We start from the raw sequence: 26,722 nt of genomic DNA on the forward strand, positions 1-26,722 counted from the left end.
TGGGTGGGGCGGGGGCCCGTGCGGGTTCGCCTGCCGGCCGGTGGGTGGGGCGGGGGCCCGTGCGGGTTCGCCTGCCGGCCGGTGGGTGGGGCGGGGGCCCGTGCGGGTTCGCCTGCCGGCCGGTGGGTGGGGCGGGGCCGTGTCAGTACATCCGCCCCGTCGACGGTTGCAGCTGGGCGTGGTGCCGTTGCTCGGCCTGGTGACCATCACGGGACGACGGGGCATTTGATGTACTGGCACGGCCCCTCCCGTGGTGTGGCGACAGCGGGTACGCGGGGGCGCGCCTGGAGGGGGATCCGCACGGATCACCCCCCGCGCACCCGTGCTACGACTGCGGGAGCGCGGAAGGTCACAGGACCTTGGAAAGAAACGCGCGAGTACGTTCGTGCCGCGGCTTGTCGAGTACGTCGCCGGGGGCGCCCTGCTCGACGATGCGGCCGTCGTCCATGAAGACCACGGTGTCGGCGACCTCGCGGGCGAAGCCGATCTCGTGCGTGACGACGATCATCGTGGTGCCCTGGTGGGCCAAGTCCTTGATGACGTCGAGGACTTCACCGACCAGCTCGGGGTCGAGCGCCGAGGTCGGCTCGTCGAAGAGCAGCAGCTTCGGTTCCAGGGCGAGCGCGCGGGCGATGGCCACGCGCTGCTGCTGACCGCCGGAGAGCTGCTTCGGATAGGCGTCGGCCTTGTCGGCGAGCCCGACCCGGTCGAGCAGCCTCCGCGCGGTCTCGACGGCGTCCTTACGGGGCCGCTTCAGGGCGGAGACGGGCGCCTCGACGATGTTGTCCAGCACGGTGAGGTGCGGGAAGAGGTTGAAGTTCTGGAAGACGAAGCCGATCCGGGTGCGCTGCTTGAGGATCTCGCGTTCGCGCAGCTCGTACAGCTTGTCGCCGGAGCGCCGGTAGCCGACGAGCGAGCCGTCGACGCTGATCCGGCCCTGGTCGACCTTCTCCAGATGGTTGATGGTCCGCAGCAGCGTCGACTTGCCGGAGCCGGAGGGGCCGAGGATGACGGTGACCTCTCCGGTCCGTACTTCGAGGTCGACGCCCTTGAGTACCTCCAGCGAACCGAAGCTCTTGTGGACGGACTTGATGTCGACCATGGCGGAGACGGCCTGGCTTTCCGCGGCGGTCTTGCGGAGGGGTGGATCACTGGTCAGCGACATGGGGTTCCTCGGAGGGTGAGGGGGCGAGAAGTGGGCGGCAGCGGTTACGCGGCGGCGCGACAGGCCGACGCGCGCAGGAACGCCAGCGCGGCCCGCGCCGTCGCGTCGTTCTGCCGGAACGCCGGGCCACCGGTACGCGGCCGGGTGAACGCGCCCGAGCCCCGGGCGTCGGTGTGCGGGCCGAGCGCGAAGCGCCGCGGGTGCGGGGTGCCGGAGCGGTCCAGGATCCGCCCGTCGGCGGGGTCGACGGCGAGCAGTCCCTCGGGGGTCGCGGCGGCCCCGTCGGCGTGCAGCTCCCGCAGCAGCGAGTCCCGGGTGCGCTCGACCGTGGGGTGCGGCAGCCGCGCCTCGACGAGCGCGCGGGCCTCGATGGTCGCGCCGGGCACGGTGGCGCTGCCCGCCCGGAAGACCCCGTCCGCGGCGGTGACGGTCATGTCGGCGCCGGCGAACTTCAGGATCCCGGCGCGCGACAGCGCGAGCATCTGACGCAGCCGTGGCCCGGGCGGCCCCGATGCCAGATAGCTGAAGAAGCCGTGCCACCACGAGCCGATGTCACCGAGCCGCACCAGTTGCGCGTAGACCGAGAGCAGCCCGAGGAAGACCGCCAGGTCAGGGCTGTACGAGGGATCATGACGTCTTCTCAGATTCTCCTCGATGTAGGCGCGCAGGCCGGCCTGCAGTTCCTCGTACGAGGTGTGCCGCACGCCGTCCAGCGGGTGGTCGAGGGCGGCGAGATCCAGCCGGTCGGCGGGGTCGGGCACGGCGGACGCCACCAGCGCCTGGATCTCGGCGCCGTCGCCGACCGCGTACTTCTCCTCGAAATCCGTCCAGGCGATCCGGGTGCGCCCGGGGTGCGCGGTGAACAGCCGGTGGTAGTGCGCGAACCCCAACTCCTTCTCGACCAGCGGCCAGACGTCCCGCCGGAAGTCGAACCCTCCGGGACGTGCGAGGAGTTCGTCGACCTCGGCCGGCCCGAAGAACCGTGGCAGCGGGGGCCGTTCGCCCTCCCAGTCGTAGCCGATCTTGGAGTGGTAGGGGACGCCGCGCCGCGAGCCGACGTACAGGATCGGCTCCCGCCCCGACGGGTGGTACGTCTCCCCGTCGTAGCGACCGCCGCGCCCCTCCGTGAGCAGCACCATCAGGTCGACGAAGGCGAGCCCGAAGCCGCGGACTAGCACGGGTTCGCCGGGGGCGAGGGCGGACAGGTCGCTGTCGGCGGTGAAGTCCGGCGGCAGATGGACCAGCCCGTGCTCGCGCGCGTACGCGGCCAACTCACGCTGCTCGTCGTCGAGTTCGGCGTCGAGATGGCCGAGGGCGAGGACGACGAGGTCGGCGAGGAGCGGTCGCGGCCGGCCCTCCAGCCACACCTGCTGTCGCCCCTCCCGGGACCCGTGGACGCGCAGGGCCCGGCGCCGGTGGTGATGGACCCGGACGCCCGGCGGCAGAGCGGCCACCGCACGCTCGTACACCCAGCGCAGGTAGGCGCCCTGTCGCGGCCGGTCCGCGAACGTGCGCCCGTCGAGGCGCGCCCACTCGTGCAGGGTGGGGCCTTCGAGTACCGGCCCGGCCATGTCCACCGTCTCGTCGGTGAACATCGTGACGTCCTGGGCTTCGGAGTTCATCCACAGCAGCGGCGACTGCTCCTCGCACCAGACGCGTCCGGCGCCCGGCGGGTAGGGGTCGACGAGATGGATGTCGAAACCTTCGGCGCCCGCGATGCCCTCCACTCCCTCATTGCTCGAATCGGCGTACAGCTCGGGCGCGTTGGCGGCGATGCGCTCCAGGAGGCCGGTCCCCCGCGGCCCGGCCCCGACGATCACCAAGGAGGGCCTGGATGCTCTCATCGCGTGCGCTCCGAACCGCGCGCGTAGTGCTTCTCGACGTAGTACTGGCCGACGCTGAGCACCGAGGTGACCACGGTGTACCAGATCGTGGCCACCATCAGCAGCGGGATGACCTGATAGGTGCGGTGGTAGACGAGCTGCACCGAGAAGAGCAGGTCCTGGACCGCGATCACGCTGACGATCGAGGTGCCCTTGAGGGTGCCGATCAGCATGTTCCCGGCCGGCGGCACGATGGAGCGCATCGCCTGCGGCAGCACGATCTTCCACCAGCGGCGCCACCGGCTCAGGCCCAGCGCCTGCGCGGCCTCGATCTGGCCGCGGTCGACGGAGAGGATGCCGCCGCGCACCACCTCGGCGGCGTATGCGGCCTCGTGCAGCGTGAGTCCGATGATCGCGACGGTGACCGGACCGAGCAGATCGACCGTCCTCACGCCGAGGATCCGCGGGTACAGCGCCCCGATGTTGAACCACAGCAGCAGCTGCACCAGGATCGGGATCGACCGGAACAGCCAGACGTATCCCCAACTGACGCTGCGCAGAACGGGGTTGGACGACAGCCGGGCCGCCGCGAGCAGCGTGCCCAGCGCGAAGCCGAGCACCATCACGACCGCGGTCAGCCACAGGGTGAGCCACAGGCCGCGCAGTACGGAGTCGGAGGTGAAGTAGTCAGCGACGGCGTCCCACTGGAACGCCTCGTTGCGGACGACGGAGGTGACGGCCAGCCCGAGCAGGACGAGCACGACGGCGGCGGCCGTCCACTGACCGAGACGGCGCTGCGGAACGATCCGCAGGGAGTCCGCCTGCTCCGGTATCTGCGGTGCGGCGGCTTTGGCGAGGGTGTCGGAAGACATGCGAAGGCTCCGTGACGGCTGGGGGTCCCTCCCGCTCGAGCGAAGCCGAGAGTGGGGGAGGGTCGAACCGGGTGGTGCCTTCACACGGAGCGCCGCGCGGCGCTGTACTGCCGCAGGTACGGCTGCAGCTTTGTACGGCGCCGCGACGCGGTACGGCCGAGCCCCTCAGCAGGGCCGTCCCCCGAGAGTACGGGCCCGTTTCCCCTCACTGTCAAGGCTGTCCATACTGTGAGCCGTACGTCTCAAGGCAGTTGACGCACAACCGGATGCCTGTTCCACTTGGCCCATGCATCCACAGCAGTGGCTGGTCACGCGCTCCCACATCGACTTCGGTCGAGTGTGGTCCTCTTCCTGTTGAGCTGACCCCCTGCGCGCCCTGATCCCTTGATCGGACGGGCGCCTTTCGCGTTCTCCCCCTTCGCCTTCACACGCGCACCCCTCCCCTCGCGTTTTCTCAACCCTTGCTCTCAGGAGACCGCCACACCATGCGTACGTCCACGCGTACCCGTCCTAGGCATTTTGCGCCCTTTGCCCTCATCACCTCGGCGGTGCTGCTCGTCGCCGCGTGCGGCTCCGGCTCGGACGACTCCGCCGGCGGTACGGCGGGTGTCGCCGCCAAGGCCGACAAGATCCCCACCGCGGACGTCGTCTCCGGCGTCGAGAAGGACGCGGCGGCCGCCAAGCTGCTGCCGTCCGGCGTCACGAGCCTCACCGTCGCGGTCAGCGTCGGCGGCACCCCGCCCGGCACCACATACCTGGACGACGGCAAGACGCTGACCGGCCAGGACGTCGACTTCACCCACGCCGTCGCCAAGGTGCTCGGCCTCGAGGTCACGACGGAGCAGGCCGGCTTCGAGGCGATCCTGCCCGCCCTCGACAGCGGCAAGTACGACTTCGGGGCCAGCAACTTCGGCGTCACCGACGAGCGCCGCAAGACCATCGACTTCGTCACCTACATCAATGACGGCCAGGGCTTCGCCACCCGCAAGGACAGCAAGCTGACGAAGATCACCGACCTGAAACAGCTGTGCGGCCTGAACGTCGCGACCGCCGCCGGGACGACCTTCGAGGCGACCTTGGAGGAGAACAAGAAAGTCTGCTCCGACGCCGGCAAGAAGGCGTACAAGGTGCAGACGTACAGCGAGCAGGGCGCCATCTGGTCCTCGCTGCAACAGGGCCGCAGCGACATCGTGATGAGCACGATCAACGGCCTGCGCTACGCCGTCGCCCACCAGCAGGGCGTCAAGTTCCTGAATGAATTCCACCGTCTCGACGTCGGCTTCGCCTTCAAGAAGGGCACCAAGCTGGCGCCCGCCTTCCAGGCCGCGGTGAACAAGCTGATCGCCGTCGGGACCTACGAGAAGATCCTGAAGAAGTGGGGCACGACGGGTTCGGCGATAGAGAAGTCCCAGATCTCTCCGCCGGAGTTGAAGGACTAAGACATCCGGCGTCTTCCCCGCGCCCCGCACGGCAGCGCCCCTTCAGGGGCGCGGGGCTGTGACACTATGCGGCTCCGCGGCGTGGGCACGACCAGCCACACACAACCCGCAGCCAACGCCACGCCCGCACCCCCAGGTCAGCCCGTGCCGCGGCACGGCACCCTCCGCGCTCGTATACGAGAACCGTCACAGTCCGCAGTCGCAGCACGAGCAGCACTCACAGCATTCGCAGGCCTCGCAGCAGTTGCAGCAGCCGCCGTCGCAGTCGCAGTTGCTGAGGCACCCCTCGCGCTTCTTGCGCGACCACGGCCCCTCGTACTCGTCCGCACAGCACACCTTGCAGGTGCAGCACAGCCCGATCGCAGCCGCGCACCCGGCCCAGAAGCCGCGCTTGCCCGGCCCCGGCGGCTGGAGAGAGGGCCCGCCGCCGAAGGGGTTGCCACCGCCGACGTACGGATTCCGCGGGTCGTACGGTCCACCCTGCTGAGGCGGCGGCCCGAAGGAACCCTCAGGCCCGAGCAAGCCCACCGACCCGTGCGAGCCCTCCGGCGCGTGCCCGCACCCCGACGTCCCGAACGCCCGGTCCACCGACCGCCCAAGCTCGTGCACGAGCAACACGTGCGCCAGCTTGCTGTCGGTGCTGTGCCCTTCCGGGGAGACCCCGGACCCCCAGGCGACCTCGCGCAGTGCGAGCCGTATCCCGTGCAGGGCGTCGTCGGCGAGCCGGCGGGCCTCGGCCAGCGACGTCCCCGTGGCCGTCAGCGGATTCCACGCGCCCGACGCGGCGTCAGTTTCCCTGTCCTCCACGGCATCCAGGAGATGCGCGAGCCGTCCGAAGAGCCGTCCGGCCTCGGCGAGCGGTTCCGCGTTGCCGGGGCGGCCGGCGAGGACGGCGGTGTGCGCGAAGGCCGCCGCGGTGGCGGTCTCGGTCGGTTCGGTGACGGTCAGCAGCGGTGTTCCGATCCCGGCCAGCGCCTCGATGCCGGCCTGCCGGTCCACGGCGTCGACCAGCACAGCGGTGTCGAACCCGACGTCGGAGCCGGTCCGCGCACCCGCCTTGCCCCAGCTCGCGGCGACCCGGCGGGCGGCGAGCGCCACGGGCTTGCGGGCCAAAAGGCCGTCCCCGTCGGCGACATGGTCACGCACCTTCGCCGAGGCGAGCACCAGGGAGACGGCGGCGGCGAGCCGCGCACCCTCACCCTGCGCGACGGACGCGGTGCGCATGCCCCGCAGGGGACAGGGCCCGGCGGTGCGCCGCCATCCCGTCGTCCGCTCGGCCTGAGCCTCCGTCAAAACCGATATCAGCAGCCCGTCGTAGTTCGTGACGACCCGGGCGAACTGGCCGTGGTCCCCGCGCAGCGCGAGGCACAGCCCGCACAAATGCGCCATCCACTGCGTCTTGAGCCCTTCACCGAGACGATGACTGCAAGGCCTCACGATTCCGAACACGACACTCCCCCGTGACACGTACGACGTTGAGCTGCGGCATCGTATCGACCACCCCGTTCACCCGTACGCACCGCCCGTCACCCGAACGCCGTGGGAAATCATATTTCACTCACAGTCAGCAGCCGTATACAGCAAGACCCTTGGGACACGCGGGCTCTCGACGTATTCGCTGTGCACCAGTACCGTCACGAAACCCCCGCGCGGCGTCTATCCACTTGGCGCGACATCCGCATCATGGACGACCATGGGGATGCGGAAAGCAAGAAAGACCGCTGTGAGAGGAGGCGTCCATGGGATCGGTGCGCAAGGCGAGTGCCTGGCTTGGCCTCGTCGACGACAACGATGACGAGCGTTACTACGACGATGACTACGCCGAGGGTCAGGAATCCGGCGATGCCTGGGTCACCGACCCGCGCGTGAAGGTCGCGTCCGAAACGGCGGAGGAGAAGGGCCGCCGGATCGGCACGGTCACCCCGGACAGCTTCCGGGACGCGCGCGGTATCGGCGAGCTCTTCCGGGACGGGGTCCCGGTCATCATCAACCTCACGTCCATGGAGCCCGCCGACGCCAAGCGCGTGGTGGACTTCGCGGCCGGCCTGACCTTCGGTCTGCGCGGCACGATCGAGCGGGTCGCCACCCGTGTCTTCCTGCTGACGCCGGCCAACACGGAGATCGTCAGCGGCGAGGCCGCGGGCCGTCAGACGGACGGTTTCTTCAACCAGAGCTGAGGCAGGGCCGCTCACCGGCCCTGCCCCGCGGGGTCCTGACCGTCTCTACCGGAACGCATCGAGTCCGGTGAGCGCCTTGCCCAGCACGAGTTGATGCATTTCGACGGTGCCCTCGTAGGTGAGCACCGACTCCAGGTTCGTGGCGTGCCGCATCACGGGGTATTCGAGCGAGATGCCGTTGGCGCCGAGGATCGTGCGCGCGGTACGGCAGATCTCGATGGCCTCCCGTACGTTGTTGAGCTTGCCGAAGCTGACCTGTTCGGGACGGAGCCGTCCCGCGTCCATGCGCCGCCCCAGGTGATGGGCGAGCAGAATCCCCTTGTGCAGTTCGACCGCCATGTCGGCGAGCTTGGCCTGGGTGAGCTGGAAGCCGCCGATGGGCCGTCCGAACTGCTCGCGCGTCTTCGCGTACTCGACGGCGGCCTCGAAGCTGGCCCGCGCGGCGCCCATCGCGCCCCACACGATCCCGTACCGCGCGTGCGAGAGGCAGCTGAGCGGACCCTTCAGCCCGGTGACGTCCGGCAGTACGGCGTCGGCGGGCAGCCGTACGTCATCGAGGACGAGCTCGCTGGTGACGCTGGCCCGCAGGGACCACTTGTGCTTGATCTCCGGAGCGGAGAACCCGGGTACGTCGGTGGGCACGACGAACCCTCGGATCCCGTCCTCGGTCTGCGCCCAGACGACGGCGACCCCGGCGACGGATCCGTTGGTGATCCACATCTTCCGCCCGTTGAGGACCCAGTCCCCGCCGTCGCGCTTGGCGTACGTCCGCATGGAGCCGGGGTCGGAACCGTGATCGGGCTCGGTGAGCCCGAAACACCCGATGACGTCACCGGAGGCCATGCGCGGCAGCCAGGCATGCTTCTGCTCTTCGCTGCCGAAGCGGTGAATGGCGTACATGGCAAGCGAGCCCTGCACGGAGACGAGCGAGCGGATCCCGGAGTCGGCGGCCTCCAGCTCCAGACAGGCGAGCCCGTACTGCACGGCGCCGGCCCCCGCGCACCCGTACCCCTGGAGCGACATCCCGAGCGCCCCGATCCCGCCCAACTCCCGCGCCAGCTCCCGGATCCCGGGCAACTCCCCCTTCTCGTACCACTCGGCGACATACGGCAGCACCCGGTCCGCCGCCCAGGTGCGCACGGTGTCCCGGATCGCGAGGTCCTCCGCGTCCAGCAGGTCGTCAATACCGAGCGGATCGGCGGGGTCGAAGGGCGGGAGCTTTGAGGACGCGGACATGGTGGCAGCCTCCGGAACACTAAAAACTAGCACCGCTAGTTACGGGTCTCGCCCCGACGTTACGACGCAGTGTCCCGCAAGTCCAGAACGCACGAACCCGCAGCCGCCGACGGCGACCCACCCCCACAGGAAACGCTCGCATCTCAACCAGGCCGAACGGGCGGTGCGCAAGTGGGAGATCCCCTGCCGGGCCGAAGGCCCAGGCAGGCTACGCGGTCACGCGGGACTCGGCGACTTCCCGAGGCGCAGGAATCGCCGGGCTCGCCGCAGGCACCTCACACTCCATGACCCGCGGCAACCGCAGCGCCATCACGGCCCCGAGCAGCAACAACCCCGCGCTCACCAGCAACGTCACATGCAGCCCGTGCACAAAGGAATCCCGCGCCGCGTGCCGCAGCGCCGCCCCAGGAGACCCGCCCAGCCGCCCCGCGACCTCATACGCCTCGCCGAGCGAGTGCCCGGCCGCACGCGAATCGGCCGCCGGAACTCCGGGAACCGACGACAGCCCGGGCGCGTACGCCGCGTTCATCACGCTGCCGAGCAGAGCGATGCCGATCCCCGCACCCAGCTGGTACGACGTCTCGCCGATCGCCGCCGCCCCGCCCGCCTGCTCCGGCGGCGCCTCGCTCAGCATCGACTCGTACGCCCCGAAGAGCGTGGTCTCCAGCCCGAAGCCCAGCAGTACGAACCCGAAGAGCAGCAGCCCCGTGTTGTCCTCCGCGCCCATCGCCGTGAGCGTCACCACCGCAGCCGCGGTGAGGCAGAACCCGAAGCAGACCATCGCCCGCGGCCCGAACCGCCGCAGCATCTTCGCCCCGGCCAGCCCCGAGGCCATCGCCGCGACCGTCAGCGGCAGCAGCCGCAGCCCGGTCTCCAGCGGCGAGAGCCCGAGCACGAGCTGCAGGTACTGCGCGGCGATCAGCTCGAGGCCGACCAGCGCGAGCATCGCGAGGATGATGCACCCCACCGACGTACTGAACGCGGGCCGCGCGAACATCCGCAGGTCGACCAGCGGATGCGCACGCCGCCGCTGCCGCCGTACGAATCCGGCCATCAGCGCACCGCCGACGAGCAGTGGCACCAGCGTGAACGGGCTGAACGGCGCCTCACCGCCACCGAGCCGCTTCACCCCCAGCACGAGCCCGAAGAGCCCGGCGGCGGCCATCAAGGCCCCCACCACATCCCAGGGACCGTCGCGGTCGCCCCTCGACTCGGGCAGCAGCAGCCGCCCGATCGGCAGGCTGACGAGCATCAGCGGGATGTTGATGAGGAAGACGGACCCCCACCAGAAGTGTTCGAGGAGGAAGCCGCCCAGCAGCGGTCCGACGGCGGCGCCCACCGCGGCGACCGCGCTCCAGATGCCGATCGCGAGCGCCCGCTCCCGCCGGTCGGGAAAGACCTGGCGCAGGATGGACAGCGTCGCGGGCATGATCATCGCGCCGCCGACGCCGAGCAGGGCACGCGCCCCGATGAGGATCTGCGCGTTGTCGGCGAGGGCCGCGATGCCGGAGGCGACGCCGAAGAGTCCGTATCCGAGGAGGAGGACACGTCTGCGGCCGATGCGGTCACCGAGCGTGCCGAAGAGAATGAGGAGCGAAGCGCAGACGAGCGGGTAGACGTCGACGATCCAGAGCAGTTCTATCGCGCCGGGCTTGAGGTCCTCGGTGACGGCGGGCACGGCGACGTGCAGCACGGTGGCGTCGAGGGCGACCAGCAACAGGCTGACGCAGAGGACCACGAGGACGACCCAGCGGTTGGCACCGGCCCCGGCCTCCCGACGGCAACGCGCAGCGGCCGTGGTCGTCCCGGACATGTACGTACCTCCCAGATGTTCCCTCGCGTTCGGCGGAACCACAGGGTGGGGACTCCCTGGGGCTGTGGCCTGGGAGGAGCGGTGTCCCAGGCCCACGCAGCAAAGGCGAGTGAGCCGTCAGCGTACGCGAGTTCCCGCCAATGACGCGTGGCGGACCTCTCACGTTCTCCTGGCCGAGCGTGTGGCGTACGCCACGTTCCCCTTGGTGCACCACGCCCCGCGGGGCCTGCCGGTTCCGGGTGCCACCGATAATCGAGCCCGTGACCGATCTTGAGACGCCTGTCGCGACGCCGTCCCGCACGGGCGCCCTGCGCCGGGCCGCGCCCGCCCTGCTGGGCTACGCGGCCGTGCGCGCCCTGGGCCTCATCGCCCTCGCCGTGTGGAGCACGGCGCACGGCAAGAGCGCCCACAAGCTGCTGACGGCCCGCTGGGACTCGCTCTGGTACACCCGGGTCGCCGGCCTCGGCTACGGCTACGAGGTCCGCCTCCCGAACGGCGACGTGCACTCGAACCTCGCGTTCTTCCCGCTGCTGCCGTGGCTGGAGCGGCTCGTCTCGGCGATCACGCCGTTGTCGTACGCGGACGCGGGCCTGCTGGTCAGCACGCTGGCCTCGCTCGCCGCGGCCTGGGGGATCTTCGCGGTCGCGGACCATGTGTACGGCCTCCGTGCCGGCGTCTGCGCCGCGCTCGTGTGGGCGGTGCTGCCCGTCGGCATCGTGCAGTCGATGGCGTACAGCGAGTCACTGTTCACGGCGCTCGCCGCCTGGTCGCTCTACGCGGTGCTGACCGGCCGCTGGCCGACGGCGGGTCTGCTCGCCGCCCTGGCGGGGCTGACCCGTCCGGTGGGGCTGGCGGTCGTCGCCGCCGTATGGGTGGCGGCGATTACCTCGTTCCTACGGGACCGGAGCACACCGGCGACGGACGGCGCACGGGCGTGGCCACGCGCCCTCGGGATGCTCCTCGCGCCCCTCGGCGCCGCCGGCTATGTGCTGTGGGTCGGCCACCGCACGGGCAAGGGCCCGCTCGGCTATCTCGACGTCCAGGCGGGCTGGCGCAACGGTTTCGACGGCGGTTACGCCTTCGCCCGCTTCGTCGGCGACAAGTTCACGTCGTTCCCGTCGGCCCTGGCCGGTGTCGGGCTGATCGTCGGGGTCGCGCTGATCGTCTGGCTGTATGTGACGTGCGTACGGCAGGGGCAGCCGCTTCCGCTGCTGGTGTACGCGGGGGTCGTCACCGCGCTCGCCCTGTGCGCGTCGAGCTACTTCGGCTCGAAGCCGCGCCTCCTGCTGCCCGCCTTCCCCCTTCTGCTACCCCTCGCCCTGGCCCTGGCCCGGCTGCGTACGTCCAGGTCAGCGCTGGTTCTCGGCGGGGTGGCGGTGGCCTCGGCGGTCTACGGGGCCTTCTGGCTGAACGGCTCCGGTCCGCCGTGATCGACTTCCCGGCACCCGGTGAGCTGCCGGTGAGCTGCCGGAGAATTCCATGCCAGGATTCGGTGAACGAATATATAAGCGCAATAAAACCGAAGCCGCGCGAGATCAATGGAATTGAAGGATCCGCTCGCCGATGATTAGCGATTCATTGGAAATAAACACGGTTCTGAGAGGAATCCCACATCACATCGTCATCACAAAGCGAGTGAATCGGCCTGGAACACAGCTCACTCGCTGTAACGTCGATTGAGTGCGTACCGAACGAAACCTCACCCGTCTGGACCGGGTCTTCGCCCGGCTGGACCGTGAGCCGGAACGACCGGCCCACATCGATGTGCCGAAGATGAGCCGGCACAGGGTTGTGCTCTTCGCAGCCACCCTGGCCTTCTACCTGGCCATCGTGTGGGCCGTGGTGATCACGTCGTGGCTGGTCCGGTTCGACTGGCAGGTCATGTTCTTCCGGCCCTATCAGCAATGGCCGGAGATCCACGCGTTCCTCGACTACTACGTGGTGCTCGGCCAGCGCGGCCCCACCGCCGTGATGGTCGCCGCCTGGCTGGGCTGGCGTTCCTGGCGGCAGCACACCCTGCGCCCGCTGCTCACGCTGGGCGCCTCGCTGCTGCTGCTCAACATCACGGTCGGCGCCGCCAAGCTCGGCATGGGCCGCCTCGGCCCGCACTACGCCATCACGATCGGCTCGAACGAGATGGGACTCGGCGGCGATATATTCCCTTCGGGTCACACCGCGAACGCCGTCGTGACCTGGGGAATCCTGGCCTATCTGGCCTCGACCCCGAGGGCCAGACGATGGCTGTCCGCCCTGTCCGCCGTGACCTCGCTCGGCGTCGGCCTCACCACCGTGTACCTCGGTACGCACTGGCTGAGCGATGTGCTCCTGGGCTGGGCCGCGGGTCTGCTGATCCTGCTGGCGCTGCCCTGGGTCGAGCCGCTGATCGCCCGCGCGGAGAGCGGGATCTTCTCGCTGCGCGACTCCTGGCGCGCCCGTCGCGGCCATGCCGTGCCCGCCCCGGCCGCCTCGCCGGTCGGCGCGCCCGTCCTGGTCACCCAGCCCGCGGGCGTGGACGGCGAGGCACCGGCCCGCGAGACGGTCGCGGCCCCCCGCTCGCCCCGGGCGCCCGTCTACCTGGCCCCCGGGCCGCACACGGCCCGCTCGGAACGCACCCCGGTGACCCCTGCCGGCAGCCGAAGACCGCCGCACCCGGACCGGGTGGCTCGCGGGACCACGACCACCCCGGCCCGCCCCCTGACGGGCGGCTGAGGGCGACCGGGCCGACGGACGACAACAAGACAGCGGGGCCGGTACGCACAACCTCTCCCCGCACCGCGAAGGCCCCCGGCTCCTGACGAGCCGGGGGCCTTCGCACACTCCGTGGGTGCCGCCGTCAGCCCTTCCAGCAGCGGGTCACCCTGCCGTCGGTGACCTCGAAGTTCAGCCGGCCGAAGCGGTACTCCATGGTGATGATCGCGCCGGGCGGCAGCGAACGCACCGAGGACCAGCCGCGCTCCCGGGCACGACGCTCGGCGCTGTTCGCCTCCAGTCCGACGTAGCTCTCCGGACTGTCCTGGGGCTCTGCGGGAGGGGTGGGAATGGGTGCCATGAACGCCACGTTAGGCGGCGCGCCCCGGCCGGGGAAGCCCGGCCCCGCAACCAAGCGTCACCTATCCCTCTCCGGTCACGCTTCTGTCACAGGATCACGACACACGTTTCGGCCGAACTCCGTCACACGTACGAGGGGTCCCGTACGTGTTCCGCACGCCTTCGAACGTAATTCGGAGCTAGCGTGGCGCCGTCTCGAATAGCCCAATGGAATGTGCGGATCCGGCCAAGCGGCGGTCTTACGGCGGCCCCAAGGCGATGCCTTTCCATTCCGATTCCGGGGCATGCCACAGAAGCTGACGCCGCATAGGAAATGCACGGTTCCACCACAGAACCCCCGTACGCCCTCTGTCGGAGCACAGGGCGGCGCGAGCATCATGGCGTGAGCTTCAGCAGGCCCAGAACGCGCGACGGCGAAGGGGCGAGCGATGAGGACGGACACCGCGCAGGCGACGGCGGGACCCGTACAGGTGAAGCGGCAGCCCGGGCGGCTGGTCGTGGACTGGCTGACCACGACGGACCACAAGAAGATCGGCCACCTCTACCTGATCACATCGTTCGTCTTCTTCCTCATCGGCGGCGTGATGGCGCTGGTGATGCGCGCCGAACTCGCCCGGCCCGGTCTGCAGATCGTGGACAACAACCAGTTCAACCAGTTGTTCACCCTGCACGGCACGATCATGCTGCTGCTCTTCGCCACCCCGACCTTCGCCGGGTTCGCCAACGAGATCATGCCGCTGCAGATCGGTTCCCCGGACGTCGCCTTCCCGCGGCTGAACATGCTGTCGTACTGGTTCTTCCTCTTCGGCGGCGTGATCGTGCTCGGCTCGCTTGCGGTGCCCGAAGGCCCCGCGAGCTTCGGCTGGTTCGCCTACGCGCCGCTCAACAGCCTGGAGCGCTCGCCGGGCATCGGCGCCGACATGTGGATCATGGGGCTCGCACTGGCCGGCTTCGGCACGATCCTCGGCGCGGTGAACTTCATCACGACCATCGTCGGCATGCGCGCGCCCGGCATGACGATGTTCCGGCTGCCGATCTTCACCTGGAACACCCTCTTCACCTCGATCCTCATCCTCTTCGCGTTCCCGGTGCTCGCGGCGGCGCTGCTGGTGCTGGAGGCGGACCGGCGGTTCGGCTCGGTGGTGTTCGACGCGGCCAACGGCGGCGCGCTGCTGTGGCAGCACCTTTTCTGGTTCTTCGGGCATCCCGAGGTCTACATCATCGCGCTGCCGTTCTTCGGGATCATCACGGAGATCCTGCCGGTCTTCAGCAGGAAGCCGATCTTCGGCTATCTGACGCTGGTCGCCGCGACGATGGCGATCACCGGTCTCTCGATCGTCGTCTGGGCGCACCACATGTTCGCGACGGGCGCGGTGTTGCTGCCGTACTTCTCGTTCATGTCGTTCCTGATCGCCGTGCCCACGGGCGTGAAGTTCTTCAACTGGTCCGGCACGATGCTCAAGGGGTCCCTGTCCTTCGAAACACCCATGCTGTGGGCGACAGGCTTCCTGGTGACGTTCCTGTTCGGCGGCCTGACCGGGGTGATTCTGGCGTCGCCGCCGCTGGACTTCCACGTCACCGACTCGTATTTCGTGGTCGCCCACTTCCACTACGTCGTCTTCGGCACGGTCGCCTTCGCGACCTTCGGCGGCTTCTATTTCTGGTGGCCCAAGTTCACCGGCAAGATGCTCGACGAACGGCTCGGCAAGATCCACTTCTGGACGCTGTTCGTCGGCTTCCAGACCACGTTCCTGGTGCAGCACTGGCTGGGCGCCGAGGGCATGCCGCGCCGGTACGCCGACTATCTGGCCGCCGACGGCTTCACGGCGCTCAACACCATCTCGACGATCGGCGCGTTCCTGCTGGGCATCTCGACGCTGCCGTTCCTCTACAACGTCTGGAAGACCACCAAGTACGCCCCGAAGGTCGAGGTCGACGATCCCTGGGGCTTCAGCCGCTCCCTGGAGTGGGCGACCTCGTGTCCGCCGCCCCGGCACAACTTCGTCACGCTGCCCCGGATCCGCTCCGAGTCCCCGGCGTTCGATCTGCACCATCCCGAGTACGCGGCGATCGAGTCGAGTCCCGGTCCAGAGCCCGAGACAGCCGGTCCCGGGCCGTCCTGATCGCGTCGGTGAACTCGGCGGGTTCGAGGATCTCGAACTCGAAACCCATCAGCATCACGTGAATGACCATCACGTCGAGGCTCGCGGCTCCGGTGCGCAGGATGCAGCTGTCCTTCCCGGAAGCCTCCAGCGTCCCGGCGGAGGGCGAGATCTTCTCGGCCGCCTCCTCCAGGGGCACGAGCAGCCGGACGACCGCGTGTGAGGCGTACGCGCGCGTGGAGACGCCTTTGGAGACGTACGCCGCCAGATCCTCGGCCGGTGGCGTACGGGGTGGGAAGCGCGGTCCGTGCGGCGGCTTCGGCGTGATGCGGTCGACCCGGAACGTACGCCAGCCGTCGCGGTCGACGTCCCAGGCGACCAGGTACCAGCGGCGCTCGGTGCACACCAGGCGGTGCGGTTCGACGGTACGGCGCGTGGTGGCGCCGTCATGGCTGCGGTACTCGAAGCGCAGCCGCTCGGAGTCGCGGCACAGGTTGGCCAGCTCGGTGAGGACGGCGGGGTCGACGGCGGAGGGCTGCGGGCCGCGCAGCATCGGTACGGTGAACGCGTTCAGCGCGCCCACCCGGCGGCGCAGCCGGTGCGGCAGCACCTGTTCGAGCTTGGCGAGGGCGCGTACGGAGGTCTCGCCGATGCCCTCGATGCCCTGCCCGGCGGCCGTGCGCAGCCCGACCGCCACGGCCACCGCCTCGTCGTCGTCCAGGAGCAGCGGCGGCAGCTCGGCGCCCGCGCCGAGCTGGTAGCCGCCGCCCGTGCCGGGGCTGGCGTTGACGGGATAGCCCAGCTCGCGCAGCCGGTCCACGTCGCGGCGGACGGTCCTGGGGGTGACGCCGAGGCGGTCCGCCAGGTCGGCTCCGGACCACTCGCGGTGGGCCTGCAGCAGCGAGAGCAGACGCAGGAGTCGTGCCGATGTCTCCAACATGATTCCGAGTCTGCCAGGCGTTGCGGACAGTTGTTGTCCGCAAGGATCCGTCGCCCCTACCCGTTCCGTACCTGGGGCTCCGCCCCAGCCCCCCCCGTATCGCGCCAACGCGCTTGTCCTCAAACGCCGGAGGGGCTGAAAGATTCAGCCCCTCCGGCGTTTGAGGAGCGGGGTCTGGGGCGGAGCCCCAGGTCGGGACGGGTAGGGGCGGAGGGGGCGAGAAACCTCACGGCCTGTACGACAGCTGCGGGACGTCGAAGCACGTGGTGTTCATGTCGCCCTGCGAGACCCAGCCCCGGCCGTCCTCCCAGCGGGCCACGGACAGGCACGTCCGGCGGGTCTTCGGCGGCTCGGAAAGCCGCTCGAACGTGACGGGGATCAACAGCCCGCCGGCGGTGTAGGGCTCGCCCCGGTTCATGAAACCGTCGACGCACGCACGCGTGACCCCCGCCCCCGCACAGGACTTCACCGCATCGGCGAACCACATCGCGGCGGCCCACCCCTCCAACTGCCACTGGGAGTGGGTCTTCAGCCCCTTGGTCGCGTCGCGGAACTCCCGTACCGCGGGATCGCTCGTGTCCTCGAAGTCGCGACTGGACCCGGTCGCCCACAGGGCATTGCGGCAACGCGGCGAGTCCTTGTAGTCGTCGGGGACGGTGGACGTCCAGTTCTGGACGTTGGTGACCTTGGCGATGACCTTGGCATCGACATCGTCCATGGCCTTGCACAGCTGCGCGTTGCCGTGCGTGTCGATGGCGTCGAAGACGAGATCGGCGCCCTGCTCCTTCAAGTCGGCCGCGGCGGCACGAAAATTGGGCAGCGCGAAGTCGACCTGTTCGGTGACCACCTTGTAGCCCTCGGCCTTCAGCCCCTGCGTGACGAGCCGGGCGTACGCGGCCGAGGCCGACTGGTTGTAGGAGACCACGGCGGCCGTACGGGCGCCGTGCTCGCGCTTGAAGTACCGGTACACCTCGGTGCCGCCGTACAGCTTCCCGTCCCAGCCGGTCCGGCCCTTCCTCGGCGCGAGGCTGCCGTAGATGCCGTACAGGTGCGGATACGTGTCGTACGCGGGGCCGATCGGCTGGCCGCCGATGTCGGGCACGCGCGCGTGGGACACGCGGGAGGCGCCCGCGTAATCGAGGGCGGTGGTGGCGACGAGGGCGACGACCTTGTCCTCGTCGACGAGTTGGTGCACGCACTCGTTGTTGCCGACACCGCTGCCGCCGTCGTCGCACAGGCGCACCTCGACCCGGCGCCCGTCAATGCCACCACGGGCGTTGAGACGGTCGAAGTACGCCTTCGCCCCGTCGCGCGGCCCGGTGAAGGCCGAGCCGCCGACCGGACTCGTGGCACTGGTGATGATGCCGACGCGGATCGGGGCGGTGCCTCCTTGTCGCGTGGGCGTAGAGCGGTTCTCGAAGTCGCTCTCCGGGAGGCGGCTGCCACAGGCCGTGCCGAGCAGGAGCAGCAGGCCCAGGGCAGCGCACTCAGCAGCCGGGGCCCGGCGACTCATTGCCGCTCAGCTGGACCAGCGCGCAGAGCGTCTTGACGGAGACCTTCCAGGTGCCGTCCTGTTCGACGGCCGTCCCGGAGGCGCCCGGCAGGGCGGTCGCGCCCTTCAGGGTCAGCGAGTACGTCACGTTCGCGTCGGTCGGCGAGGTGAACTCGACCTTCTCGACCTTCGCCTGGACCTGCTGGCCCCGCTGGTCTCCGTTGAAGCTCTCCAGGACCTTGGCCATCTGATCGCCGTTCTCCAGGACGCTCTGCTTGTCCTTCTGGGCGACGGCCGGATCGAAGAACTTCTCCCAGTTCTGCTTGATCTCCTTCTCGGTCGCCGCCGGATCGGACGGGGCCGTGGGGCTTGGCTGGGCGCTGGCGGACTGCTCCACGGAGGGAGTGGGCGGGGCCGTACTCCCACCGCCGCTGTCGTCACTGCACGCCGTGAGGGCGGCGGCAAGAACGAGAACTGCCGCCGCTGCCACTCCCCGGCCGTTCCCCCGCCTGAGATCACTCCCGAGAACCATCTGGCTCACCACCGGGTGTCGGTCCGGGCCATGTGCGCCCGGAGCTTTCAGGGTCAGCTTCCAGGAGGCATAGTGCAAGTCCATTGGCGGACTTGGAAGGCAGACAGACACACGACGTCTGGGAGACCGGATGCGAACAGCTCGACTGCGCACTGTGCACCCCGTCCTGTGGGCCGGGTGGGCCGCGCTCGCCGCCGGAGCGGTGTTGTGCGTCATCGGCTGGTACGGCATCTCGGGCGAGCGGTACGCGGAGCGGCAACTGCCGTATCTCGCGTCGTGCACGGTGCCCGGCGCCGCGCTGATCATCGCGGGCGCGGTGCTGCTCACACACGGCAGGAACGCGCTGGCGGCGGCGCGCGTCGAGGAGTTGTACGGGCTGCTCGTGGCGGCCGAGCCCGCCGACGCGGACGAGTCCGGGCAGGCCGCGGCCGCGCCCCTGGCCACCAGCGGCGAACTGTTGATGGTGCCAGGCGGCACGCTGTGGCACCGCGCGGACTGTCCGCTGGTCGCGGGGAAGCCGGACGCCGTACCGGTGGACTCGCGGGTGCTGACGAGCGGGGAGTTGGGGCCGTGCCCGATCTGCGAGCCGTCCGCCGCCGATCCGGGTGACTGATGGCGTCGCTGACGTACGACCTCACGCTCGCCGGTCTCTCGGTCGGCAGTGCCGCCGCGCTCACCGGGATCGGACTGATCGTCACGCACCGTGCGACCGGTGTGCTCAACTTCGCGCACGGCGCGATCGCGATGGTGTGCGCGTATCTGCTGCGCCAGTTCACGGTCGAGTGGGGCTGGCCGCTCGCGCTCGGCGCCTCGGTGACACTGCTGCTGGTTGCACCGGCGATCGGCATGATCCTGGAGCGTTTCGTCTTCCGCCCCTTGTCGGTCCTCGGCAGCGACCCGGCGCAGACCCTCGTCGCGTCCATCGGCGTCTTCGTCCTGCTGGTCGGCGGGGCCGCGCTGGTGTGGGGCACCGGGGCGCGCGCGGACGCGCCGACGCTGGTGTCGGCGGATCCGTGGGGGCAGTTGGCGGTGGCCGTCGCGCTGGCCTTGGGCGTCGGCGCCGTGACGCGGTGGACCCGGTTCGGCACGGAGTTGCGCGCCGTCGTCGACGACCGCTCGCTCGCCGTCCTGGGCGGCATCGACGCGGACCGGGTGGCCGCGGCGGGCTGGGCCTTCGGCTCGTTCACGGCGGGCCTGACGGGCGTGCTCCTCGCCCCGTACGTGCGCCTGGACCCGTACGGCATGCCGCTGCTCGTCATGGAGGTCATGGCGGTGGCGGTGGCTGCCCGGATGCGCAGCCTCCCGGTCGCCGTCGTCGTGGCGCTCGGCATCGGGGTCGCCCAGAGCCAGCTGACGCGGCTGCATCCGTCGGGCTGGGCCGAACCGCTGCTCCAGGCGGTCGGCGCGAACCTGTTCGTGGTCGCGCTGCTGATCGCGGCGCTCGTGCTGCCCGGCATCGGCACCCGCGACGCGCTGCCGCGCACGGCGACGGCCCGCGTGGCGACGCCGCCGGGCGCGTGGATAGTGGCGGTCGTCCTCTTCCTGCTGCCCCTCGGATTCGCGGGCTCGGACCTGCATACGTCGGTGCAGGTCCCGGCGCTGGGCGTGGTGTTGCTCTCGCTGGTCGTCGTGACGGGCCGGGGCGGTCAGATCTCGCTCGGGCAGGCCGCGTACGCGGGTCTGGGCGCCCTCTTCACGGCGCTGCTGGCGGCCGGCCGCTTCCCCGGCCTGCCACGCCTGCCCGAGCTGGCCGCACTCGCGGTGGCCGTGCTCCTGGTCGCCCCGCTCGGCGTCCTGACCGGCTGGCCGGCCATCAGCCGCCACGGCCTGGCCCTCGCGCTGGCCACCTTCGCGGTCGGCGTGGGCGTCAGCCGCTTCGTCTTCGCCCAGCCGTACGCCACCTCGGGGCTGTCCCTCGACCGCCCGACCGGCTTCGACGGCGACCGCGCCTACTACATGCTCGAACTGGCCCTGCTGGCCGCCGCGTTGCTCGCCGCGCACGCCCTGCGCCGGGGCCGTACGGGCCGGGCCCTGGCCGCCATGCGCGACCACGAGTCGGGCGCCTCGGCTGCGGGTGTCCGCGTTCCGGCCCTGAAACTGGCCGCGTTCGTCGCGGGCGCCGCCCTGGCCGCGCTCGGCGGCGGCATGCTCGGCATGGGCCTGCGCGCCTTCGACGCCGCGGCGTACGACCCCGTCCGCGGGCTGCTCTGGTTCGCGGCGGTCGTTGTCCTCGGCGCCGACAGCGTCCTCGGCGCACTGGCCGCCGCCGCCCTGCTCGTGGGACTCGACGCGGGGGCACGCGGCGGGGTGGCGGCGGCCCTCATCGGCGTCCTGGCCGTCCTCGTCGGCCGCTTCCCCGGAGGACCGTACGAGGCACTGCGCACGGCGGCCTCCCGACTACGACTGCGCCGCCGGGCCACGCTGACCCCCCTGGGGGCACACGTACGCCGGCACCTGCGACCGGTGGAGCCGACGAGAGCCAGCAGGCTTGTCCCGGCGGGGGCCACCGCGATGGTGAACGCGGGGAGCACCACAGCGGGCGCGCCCAGCACGCCGGGGCGTTGGCGCCCAGGAGCGCCAGGTCCGGGCGACGGCCGACGCCGCCCCGGCAAGTCCGCCCGCCCCGGCGACACGAGAACAGCGCCCGCCCCACGACGGCACCCAGGAGCACCCGAACCCCGCAGCGAACAACGCGGCCCAGCCAAACCCGCCCGCCCTGGCGACACAAGAACGGCGCCCACCCCACGGCGACACCCAGGAGCACCCGAACCCCGCAGCGAACGAGGCGGGCCAGCCATGCCCGACCCCCCGAGCGACGCACCACCGGAGCCCCCCGCCACCCCTCCACCCAGCGACGCCGTATCCCCCGACATCGGCAGAAAGACACAGGGCGCCGAGCCACCGGAAAGCGCCACACAGCCGCGAAGCAAGGCTCCCGCCCAGGAGCCGGGCGAACCCCCGAACCGATCGGACGGCACCGCGCCACCACGCGGCGATGCTTCCGGCCAAGAAGGCGATGCACCCGGCCAAGAACCAGACGCGCCCCCGAACCCACCGGACAACACCACACCACCGCCCGGCGACACGCCGGTCCATGAATCAGGCACACCCTCCAGCCGACAGGACGACTCCGCTCAAGCAGGCGGCATCGCATCGCCGGCCGGTGCCCGGACGCCTGGTAGGCCGGGTCCCCCCGGGGATGGCGCGGCGCGGCCGAGCTCGCCGGGAAGGGCTTCGGCCTCGCGGCCCGCGACCAGCACCCCGCGTCGAACGGCCCGCAGTCCGCACCCGCCTCCGGAACCGACCACCGCCCCACCCCTGACCGCCCGCCAACTCCACGTCACCTACGGCGGCTTCACCGCCCTCGACGGGGTCTCGCTCGATGTCCGGCCCGGTCGCGTCACCGCGGTCGTGGGCCCCAACGGCGCCGGAAAGAGCACGCTCTTCCACTGTCTCGCCGGGACGCTGCGCCCTTCGGGCGGGCAGGTGCTGCTCGGGGAGCGGGACATCACCCGGACGACCGCGCACGCACGGACCCGGATGGGGGTCGCGCGGACCTTTCAGCAGCTGGCGGTCTTTCCCTCGTTGACCGTGGCCGAAAACGTTCGCGTGGGCGCCGAGCAGGGACGGATCGCCGATCCGGGAACGGTGGAACGGACGTTGCGGCTGCTCGGCCTCGACGGGCCGGTGCGGGCGCTGCCCGCGGCGGGGCTGCCGACCGGGACGCTCCGGCGCGTCGAGCTGGCGCGGGCGCTCGCCGGGAGCCCGCGCGTGCTGCTGCTCGACGAGCCGGCGGCCGGCCTCGACACCGGCGAAGTGACCGCATTGGCCCGCGTGTTGCGTGCCCTGGCCGCGGACGGCATGGCCCTGCTCGTCGTCGAGCACGACCTCGACCTGGTCGCCGACCTGGCGCACACCGTCCATGTCATGGCCGCGGGGCGGATCGTCACCTCCGGCCCCGCCGACCGGGTACTGGAGACGAGGACCGGCGGATGAGCATCGCCCTGCACCACGCGCGCGTGCGCTACGGCCCCCTGGAGGCCCTGCACGGCGTCACCCTCGTCGCCCCGGCCCCCGGCCTCACCGTGCTGCTGGGCCGCAACGGCTCCGGCCGTACGACCGCGCTGCGCGCCCTCGCGGGAACCGTGCCACTGTCCGGCGGCGCCGTCGTCTGGGACGGCGCCGCCGTGACGCGCATGCCCGCGTACGAGCGCGCCCGGCGCGGCCTGTGTCTCGTCCCGGAACGCCGGGCCGTCTTCGGTTCGCTCACCGTCCGCGAGAACCTGGAGCTGTCCGCGGGCGACTTCGCCGCCGCCCTCGACGCCTACCCGCAGTTGGAGCCCCTCCTCTCCCGCCGCGCCGGCACCCTCTCCGGCGGCGAGCAGCGCATGCTCGCCCTCTCCCGCGCCCTGCTGGCACGCGCGCGCGTGGTGCTCGTCGACGAACCCGCGCAGGGCATGTCGCCGACGGTCGCGGCACGGACGTACGAGCTGCTGGGCGGCCTCGACGCGTGCGTGGTGGTCGCCGAGCAGCGACTGCCGCCCGGCCTGCGCGAGCGGGCGGGCCGGACGACGTACGTGCACGAACTGCGCCGTGGTGCGGTCGTGTTCAGCGGAGAGGCGGCCGAAGTGGCACGGAGGGCAGTGGGGACAGCGGGACCAGGGGCGGGCCGAACAGGACGAGGGCCGAGTGGCGGGCGCCGCCCGAACCCTCCGGGATGACGAGCAGCGTGCCCACGTTCAGCCGGCCCGGATCACTGCCGATCATCTGCTTGTTGGCCTGGTACAGCGCCTTCCAGCCGCCCTTGACCTGGTATTTGCGGGCAATCGACGAGAGTGTCTCGCCGGACTTCACCACGTGCATACGGCCCTGGAGTTCGTACCTCTGGGAACAGACGGGCCAGGCCACCCACCCCTGGGCGGCGAGCACCTCCTCGGCGACCGCGATCTGCTCCTTGCGCGTGGCGAGGTCCGCGCGGGGGGCGTACGCGAGGCCGCCGAACTCCTCCCAGGTGGGCTGCCAGAACTGCAGCCCTCCGTAGAAGCCGTTCCCGGTGTTCGCGTCCCAGTGTCCGCCGCTCTCGCACTCGGCGATGCAGCCCCAGGGCCACTGGTCCTTCCCACAGTCGTACGACACCCCTACCGACCGGGGGCCGGGAAGCGGGGGCGGTGGCGCGGCGGCCGCCCCCGTAGGAGGTACGAGGACGGCCAGGACGGCGGCGACCACGGCCGCGTAGCGCATGCGCAGGTTCGTCACGGAGGACATCGGCTCACGCTAAGCAGGGCATCCCACCCGTTCGTCGAGCCGCGCCCGGCGGGACCAGGGGCCCCACCCGGTCGGAGGACCGGGTGGCGCCCCGTGCCCGGGGCCGGGGGGAGCGGTGCTCAGAGGTCGAGCCGCTGCCCGGGCACGATCAGGTCGGGATCACCGCCGATGACGGCCCGGTTGGCGGCGTAGATCGTCCGCCAGCTGGTCCCGTGCCGCGCGGCGATACCGCTCAGCGTGTCGCCGTCGCGGACGGTGTAGTCGCCGCGGGACGCGTCACGGTTCGTGTGGCCCGACGGACGTGCCGGCGCCTTCGACGGCTTCGACGTCGACGGGGCCGACTTGGGTGTTGACTTCGTGGCGGCCGATGCTCCGGCCGACCCGGCGCCCGAGGACGCGGGCGCGTTTCCGTAGGCTCCGGCGCGCGCCGAACAGGTGGGCCACGCGCCCCACCCCTGTGCGCGCTGGACCTTGGTGGCGATGGCGATCTGCGCGGCCTTGGAGGCCTTGTCGGCGGTCGACGCGTAGGCGGTGCCGCCGTACGCGCGCCAGGTGCCGGCGGAGAACTGGAGTCCTCCGTAGTAGCCGTTGCCGGTGTTGATGTGCCAGTTCCCGCCGCTCTCGCACTTGGCGATGCGGTCCCACACTCCACTGTCGGCCGCGGCGGCGTCGCCGGTCGCGGCGAGCAGTCCGAGCGGGGCGAGCAGTGCCGCCCCGGCGAGGACCGCCGTCGTACGAGCCTTGGTCGTCGTACGAGCCTTATGAGTGTTCTCGGCACATGCGGACATGTAGTTCCCTCTCGAAACACCCGGGGTCCCCCAAGTCGGGGCGCGATTCCCTGCGCGTAGGACGCGTTCGTCGCGCTCCGCCCCGTCCGCCGGAGGCTGTGCTGTGAGCTGGCTTGGTTCGGCCGGCGGACGTACCCGAGCGGTGCTCGTTGCACACGGCCGAGGAATCTAGGGAGCTTGCCGCCCCGATATCAACCAACTCCTTGTCATTCGAGGCCAGTTCGCCGTTACCGCGAGTATCGTCGATTTTTGGCCACCCACTTCATGGGGTGATTTCCGGATTTGTCGACCTGTCGCCCTGGCGATCTGTGACCCACTTCACCGGATCAACTTCCTTGGGATTCCATGAAGTTGACTTGGAGTAACCGATTCCGCAGGTGACCTCACCCTGCGCGTCGGATGGTTCGATTCCGTTCGCTCTCGGGCGTGACTCCGGCCACAGATCGCCCGTTGTCATCTTCATGAAGCCGGGGACCCCCCGGCTTCATGAGCCGGGAGCCACCCGGCATCGCCACGCACCGCATCCCGAGGAGCCACCGTGCCGCGCATGCTCGACGTCAGCGACGACGTACGCGCCGAGATCGGCGACGAAGAAGCCGACCGGCTGCTCGCCGGAGAGAACGCCCCGGGCAGTTACGACTGCACGTCCTGCCGCACCCCGGGCGACTCGGAACAGGAGCGCACCAGCACCGTCCTGTTCATCGGCGACGAGACCGCCGTCCTCGCCTTCGCCCACGCCACCTGTCTGCCCTCACAGGTCGTGCAGGTCACCGAGGAACAACTGCAGGGCGCCGTCCGCTCGATCAGCCCCGACGGCCCGTCCGTCCAGGCCGCGCCCGAGCAGGCCGTGCTCGGTGTCACCAGTGGACTGGTCCTGATCAACGGCGAGCTGCACCCGGCGCTCGTCGTCGAACCGACCGGCCCCATCGTGCGCCCCGGCTCGACCGACATCGGCGACGACTTCCTGCCCCTGCTCATCGAACAGGGCTTCATGCCGGTGACCGAGCTGAACTCGGTGCCGCCGGTGCTGCACGGCTGGTCCGTGCTGCTCGCCATGGGCCAGCTGCACGCCGTGCTGCAGCCGGGCACCGGCGGTGGCTCGCCCGTCGCCTGGTGGCAGGCGCACCAGGCGCTCCAGGTCGCCGAGAGCTGGCGGGCGGCCGCCAACAAGCACCAGCAGGTACTCCTGTTCGCGGCCCCGGTCGGCTCGATCGGCCGCCAGCCCCGCGAGGACCTGCTGCGCGACGCGCTGGACAAGGCGGCGGCCAACGGCAAGCTCGTCGCGGCCGCGATGCCGCTCGCGGGGACGTGAGCGCTCCGCTGACTTTGCCGGGGTAGCTGCGGGTTGCCGGGATAGGTGCCGGTTGCCGGGGTAGCTGCGGGTGGTTTGCCGGCTCCGGGACGTCCGTGGCCGGCCGCGCCCGCGCGGCCTGCGCGGCGGAAGCCGCACAGTGTCACAGCCCCGAGCCCCTGTCGGGGCCTGGCACACTCCCGGTGACCTGCGAAAGCGGGCAGGTGGCCGCATCCGTTGGGCGGCGGGGTCGTTGGCACATACGTGCACACCTACGACGTCCCCCGCCGCCAGCCCTTCCAGCCGATCCCTCCCCCAAGCTCTCGACCGGGCTCGAGCAGGGAGGTACCCCCCTCGCGACCGGCTCAGGACCTTTCGGGCGGCCCCTCGGCCACGCCGATCTACGACGCGCTCTCTGCCGAGTGGATGCGGTCCTTCAGGTCCCTGCCCGGCGACCGGCACGGCGAGGAGAACCTGGGCTTCACGGCTTTCGGGAGCCTCCCGGACGGTGCGAGTTCGTATGGCGCCTCGGGCTCGTACAGCTCCTACAGCTCGTACAGCGCGGGTGCGCACTCCGCACGCCAGAGTGGAGCGCAGCACGGTCAGACGGCGACGACGACCGCCGTCTGGCAGCCGAGCGGGCGGCAGCACAGCACGGGAATGCACCACATCCCGGCCGCGCTGCCCCCCGCGCCCCGCAGGGGGCTCTGACGCACGCACGGGTAAGGGGCGGCTCCTT

General features: G+C 70.8%; 22 protein-coding genes. 10 read left to right on the plus strand and 12 right to left on the minus strand.

Annotated elements, in window-relative coordinates:
- Positions 1–349: 349 nt before the first annotated feature.
- From ACFY0T_RS43140 to ACFY0T_RS43150, 3 genes are read right to left on the minus strand one after another with little or no spacing between them, the layout of a single operon-like run.
- A complete protein-coding gene (locus ACFY0T_RS43140; protein WP_388883895.1) occupies positions 350–1,165 on the minus strand; it encodes an amino acid ABC transporter ATP-binding protein in 816 nt (271 codons plus the stop codon).
- A gap of 44 nt (positions 1,166–1,209) precedes the next feature.
- Positions 1,210–3,009 (minus strand): FAD/NAD(P)-binding protein, encoded by a 1,800-nt coding sequence (locus tag ACFY0T_RS43145; protein WP_388883897.1) that lies wholly within the window; start codon positions 3,007–3,009, stop codon positions 1,210–1,212.
- Positions 3,006–3,860: an amino acid ABC transporter permease gene (locus ACFY0T_RS43150; protein ID WP_388883899.1), complete on the minus strand. Its 855-nt coding sequence runs from the start codon at positions 3,858–3,860 to the stop codon at positions 3,006–3,008. Before ACFY0T_RS43150 ends, ACFY0T_RS43145 begins: the two co-directional genes overlap by 4 nt.
- A gap of 485 nt (positions 3,861–4,345) precedes the next feature.
- Between ACFY0T_RS43150 and ACFY0T_RS43155 the strand changes: the two genes are divergently transcribed.
- Positions 4,346–5,299 (plus strand): ABC transporter substrate-binding protein, encoded by a 954-nt coding sequence (locus tag ACFY0T_RS43155; RefSeq protein WP_388883901.1) that lies wholly within the window; start codon positions 4,346–4,348, stop codon positions 5,297–5,299.
- Positions 5,300–5,485: 186 nt separating this feature from the next.
- Here ACFY0T_RS43155 and ACFY0T_RS43160 read toward each other — a convergent pair whose 3' ends face one another.
- A complete protein-coding gene (locus tag ACFY0T_RS43160) occupies positions 5,486–6,748 on the minus strand; it encodes a DUF5685 family protein (RefSeq protein WP_388883903.1) in 1,263 nt (420 codons plus the stop codon).
- Positions 6,749–7,038: 290 nt separating this feature from the next.
- On the opposite strand from ACFY0T_RS43160, the gene ACFY0T_RS43165 reads away from it, so the two are divergent.
- Complete coding sequence (locus tag ACFY0T_RS43165; RefSeq protein ID WP_189191504.1) at positions 7,039–7,476, plus strand: cell division protein SepF; 438 nt, start codon at positions 7,039–7,041, stop codon at positions 7,474–7,476.
- A gap of 45 nt (positions 7,477–7,521) precedes the next feature.
- Here the strand turns inward: ACFY0T_RS43165 and ACFY0T_RS43170 are convergent, their stop codons facing one another.
- The gene (locus ACFY0T_RS43170) at positions 7,522–8,712 is read right to left on the minus strand and encodes an acyl-CoA dehydrogenase family protein (protein WP_388883906.1); all 1,191 of its coding nucleotides are present in this window, start codon (positions 8,710–8,712) and stop codon (positions 7,522–7,524) included.
- Between the two features lie 208 nt (positions 8,713–8,920).
- A complete protein-coding gene (locus tag ACFY0T_RS43175; protein ID WP_388883908.1) occupies positions 8,921–10,525 on the minus strand; it encodes an MFS transporter in 1,605 nt (534 codons plus the stop codon).
- 260 nt (positions 10,526–10,785) lie between these two features.
- Between ACFY0T_RS43175 and ACFY0T_RS43180 the strand changes: the two genes are divergently transcribed.
- Together ACFY0T_RS43180 and ACFY0T_RS43185 are read left to right on the plus strand one after the other, a co-directional pair.
- Positions 10,786–11,955: a mannosyltransferase family protein gene (locus ACFY0T_RS43180; RefSeq protein ID WP_388883910.1), complete on the plus strand. Its 1,170-nt coding sequence runs from the start codon at positions 10,786–10,788 to the stop codon at positions 11,953–11,955.
- A gap of 250 nt (positions 11,956–12,205) precedes the next feature.
- Positions 12,206–13,234 (plus strand): phosphatase PAP2 family protein, encoded by a 1,029-nt coding sequence (locus ACFY0T_RS43185; RefSeq protein ID WP_388883912.1) that lies wholly within the window; start codon positions 12,206–12,208, stop codon positions 13,232–13,234.
- A 124-nt stretch (positions 13,235–13,358) separates the two neighbouring features.
- Here ACFY0T_RS43185 and ACFY0T_RS43190 read toward each other — a convergent pair whose 3' ends face one another.
- Positions 13,359–13,574 (minus strand): I78 family peptidase inhibitor, encoded by a 216-nt coding sequence (locus ACFY0T_RS43190; protein ID WP_388883914.1) that lies wholly within the window; start codon positions 13,572–13,574, stop codon positions 13,359–13,361.
- 427 nt (positions 13,575–14,001) lie between these two features.
- On the opposite strand from ACFY0T_RS43190, the gene ctaD reads away from it, so the two are divergent.
- A complete protein-coding gene (gene ctaD / locus ACFY0T_RS43195) occupies positions 14,002–15,696 on the plus strand; it encodes a cytochrome c oxidase subunit I (protein ID WP_388883916.1) in 1,695 nt (564 codons plus the stop codon).
- On the opposite strand, the gene ACFY0T_RS43200 is transcribed toward ctaD, so the two are convergent.
- The 3 genes from ACFY0T_RS43200 to ACFY0T_RS43210 all read right to left on the minus strand — a co-directional run bounded on the left by ACFY0T_RS43200 (position 15,578) and on the right by ACFY0T_RS43210 (position 18,639).
- Complete coding sequence (locus ACFY0T_RS43200; RefSeq protein WP_388883918.1) at positions 15,578–16,615, minus strand: helix-turn-helix transcriptional regulator; 1,038 nt, start codon at positions 16,613–16,615, stop codon at positions 15,578–15,580. The two genes, ctaD and ACFY0T_RS43200, sit on opposite strands and share 119 nt — an antisense overlap.
- 226 nt (positions 16,616–16,841) lie before the next feature.
- Positions 16,842–18,128 carry an ABC transporter substrate-binding protein gene (locus ACFY0T_RS43205; protein WP_388883920.1) on the minus strand — a complete coding sequence of 429 codons (1,287 nt, stop codon included), beginning with the start codon at positions 18,126–18,128 and terminating at the stop codon, positions 16,842–16,844.
- Entirely contained in the window at positions 18,103–18,639 is a 537-nt protein-coding gene (locus tag ACFY0T_RS43210; protein ID WP_388883922.1) for a hypothetical protein, read from the minus strand. Before ACFY0T_RS43210 ends, ACFY0T_RS43205 begins: the two co-directional genes overlap by 26 nt.
- Before the next feature lie 130 nt (positions 18,640–18,769).
- Between ACFY0T_RS43210 and ACFY0T_RS43215 the strand changes: the two genes are divergently transcribed.
- From ACFY0T_RS43215 to ACFY0T_RS43225, 3 genes are read left to right on the plus strand one after another with little or no spacing between them, the layout of a single operon-like run.
- A complete protein-coding gene (locus ACFY0T_RS43215; RefSeq protein WP_388883924.1) occupies positions 18,770–19,252 on the plus strand; it encodes a hypothetical protein in 483 nt (160 codons plus the stop codon).
- Positions 19,252–22,635: an ATP-binding cassette domain-containing protein gene (locus ACFY0T_RS43220; RefSeq protein ID WP_388883926.1), complete on the plus strand. Its 3,384-nt coding sequence runs from the start codon at positions 19,252–19,254 to the stop codon at positions 22,633–22,635. The genes ACFY0T_RS43215 and ACFY0T_RS43220 overlap by 1 nt, the downstream gene beginning before the upstream one ends.
- Complete coding sequence (locus ACFY0T_RS43225; protein WP_388883928.1) at positions 22,632–23,360, plus strand: ABC transporter ATP-binding protein; 729 nt, start codon at positions 22,632–22,634, stop codon at positions 23,358–23,360. The genes ACFY0T_RS43220 and ACFY0T_RS43225 overlap by 4 nt, the downstream gene beginning before the upstream one ends.
- On the opposite strand, the gene ACFY0T_RS43230 is transcribed toward ACFY0T_RS43225, so the two are convergent.
- The gene (locus ACFY0T_RS43230) at positions 23,248–23,904 is read right to left on the minus strand and encodes a transglycosylase family protein (RefSeq protein ID WP_388883930.1); all 657 of its coding nucleotides are present in this window, start codon (positions 23,902–23,904) and stop codon (positions 23,248–23,250) included. The two genes, ACFY0T_RS43225 and ACFY0T_RS43230, sit on opposite strands and share 113 nt — an antisense overlap.
- A 119-nt stretch (positions 23,905–24,023) precedes the next feature.
- Entirely contained in the window at positions 24,024–24,692 is a 669-nt protein-coding gene (locus tag ACFY0T_RS43235) for a transglycosylase family protein (protein WP_388883932.1), read from the minus strand.
- Positions 24,693–25,230: 538 nt separating this feature from the next.
- Here ACFY0T_RS43235 and ACFY0T_RS43240 point away from each other — a divergent pair.
- Entirely contained in the window at positions 25,231–26,004 is a 774-nt protein-coding gene (locus tag ACFY0T_RS43240; RefSeq protein WP_388883934.1) for a hypothetical protein, read from the plus strand.
- 405 nt (positions 26,005–26,409) lie between these two features.
- Positions 26,410–26,694 carry a hypothetical protein gene (locus ACFY0T_RS43245; RefSeq protein WP_388883936.1) on the plus strand — a complete coding sequence of 95 codons (285 nt, stop codon included), beginning with the start codon at positions 26,410–26,412 and terminating at the stop codon, positions 26,692–26,694.
- Positions 26,695–26,722: the final 28 nt, after the last annotated feature.

It is taken from the genome of Streptomyces sp. NPDC001530 (assembly GCF_042894545.1).
Classification (GTDB): domain Bacteria; phylum Actinomycetota; class Actinomycetes; order Streptomycetales; family Streptomycetaceae; genus Streptomyces.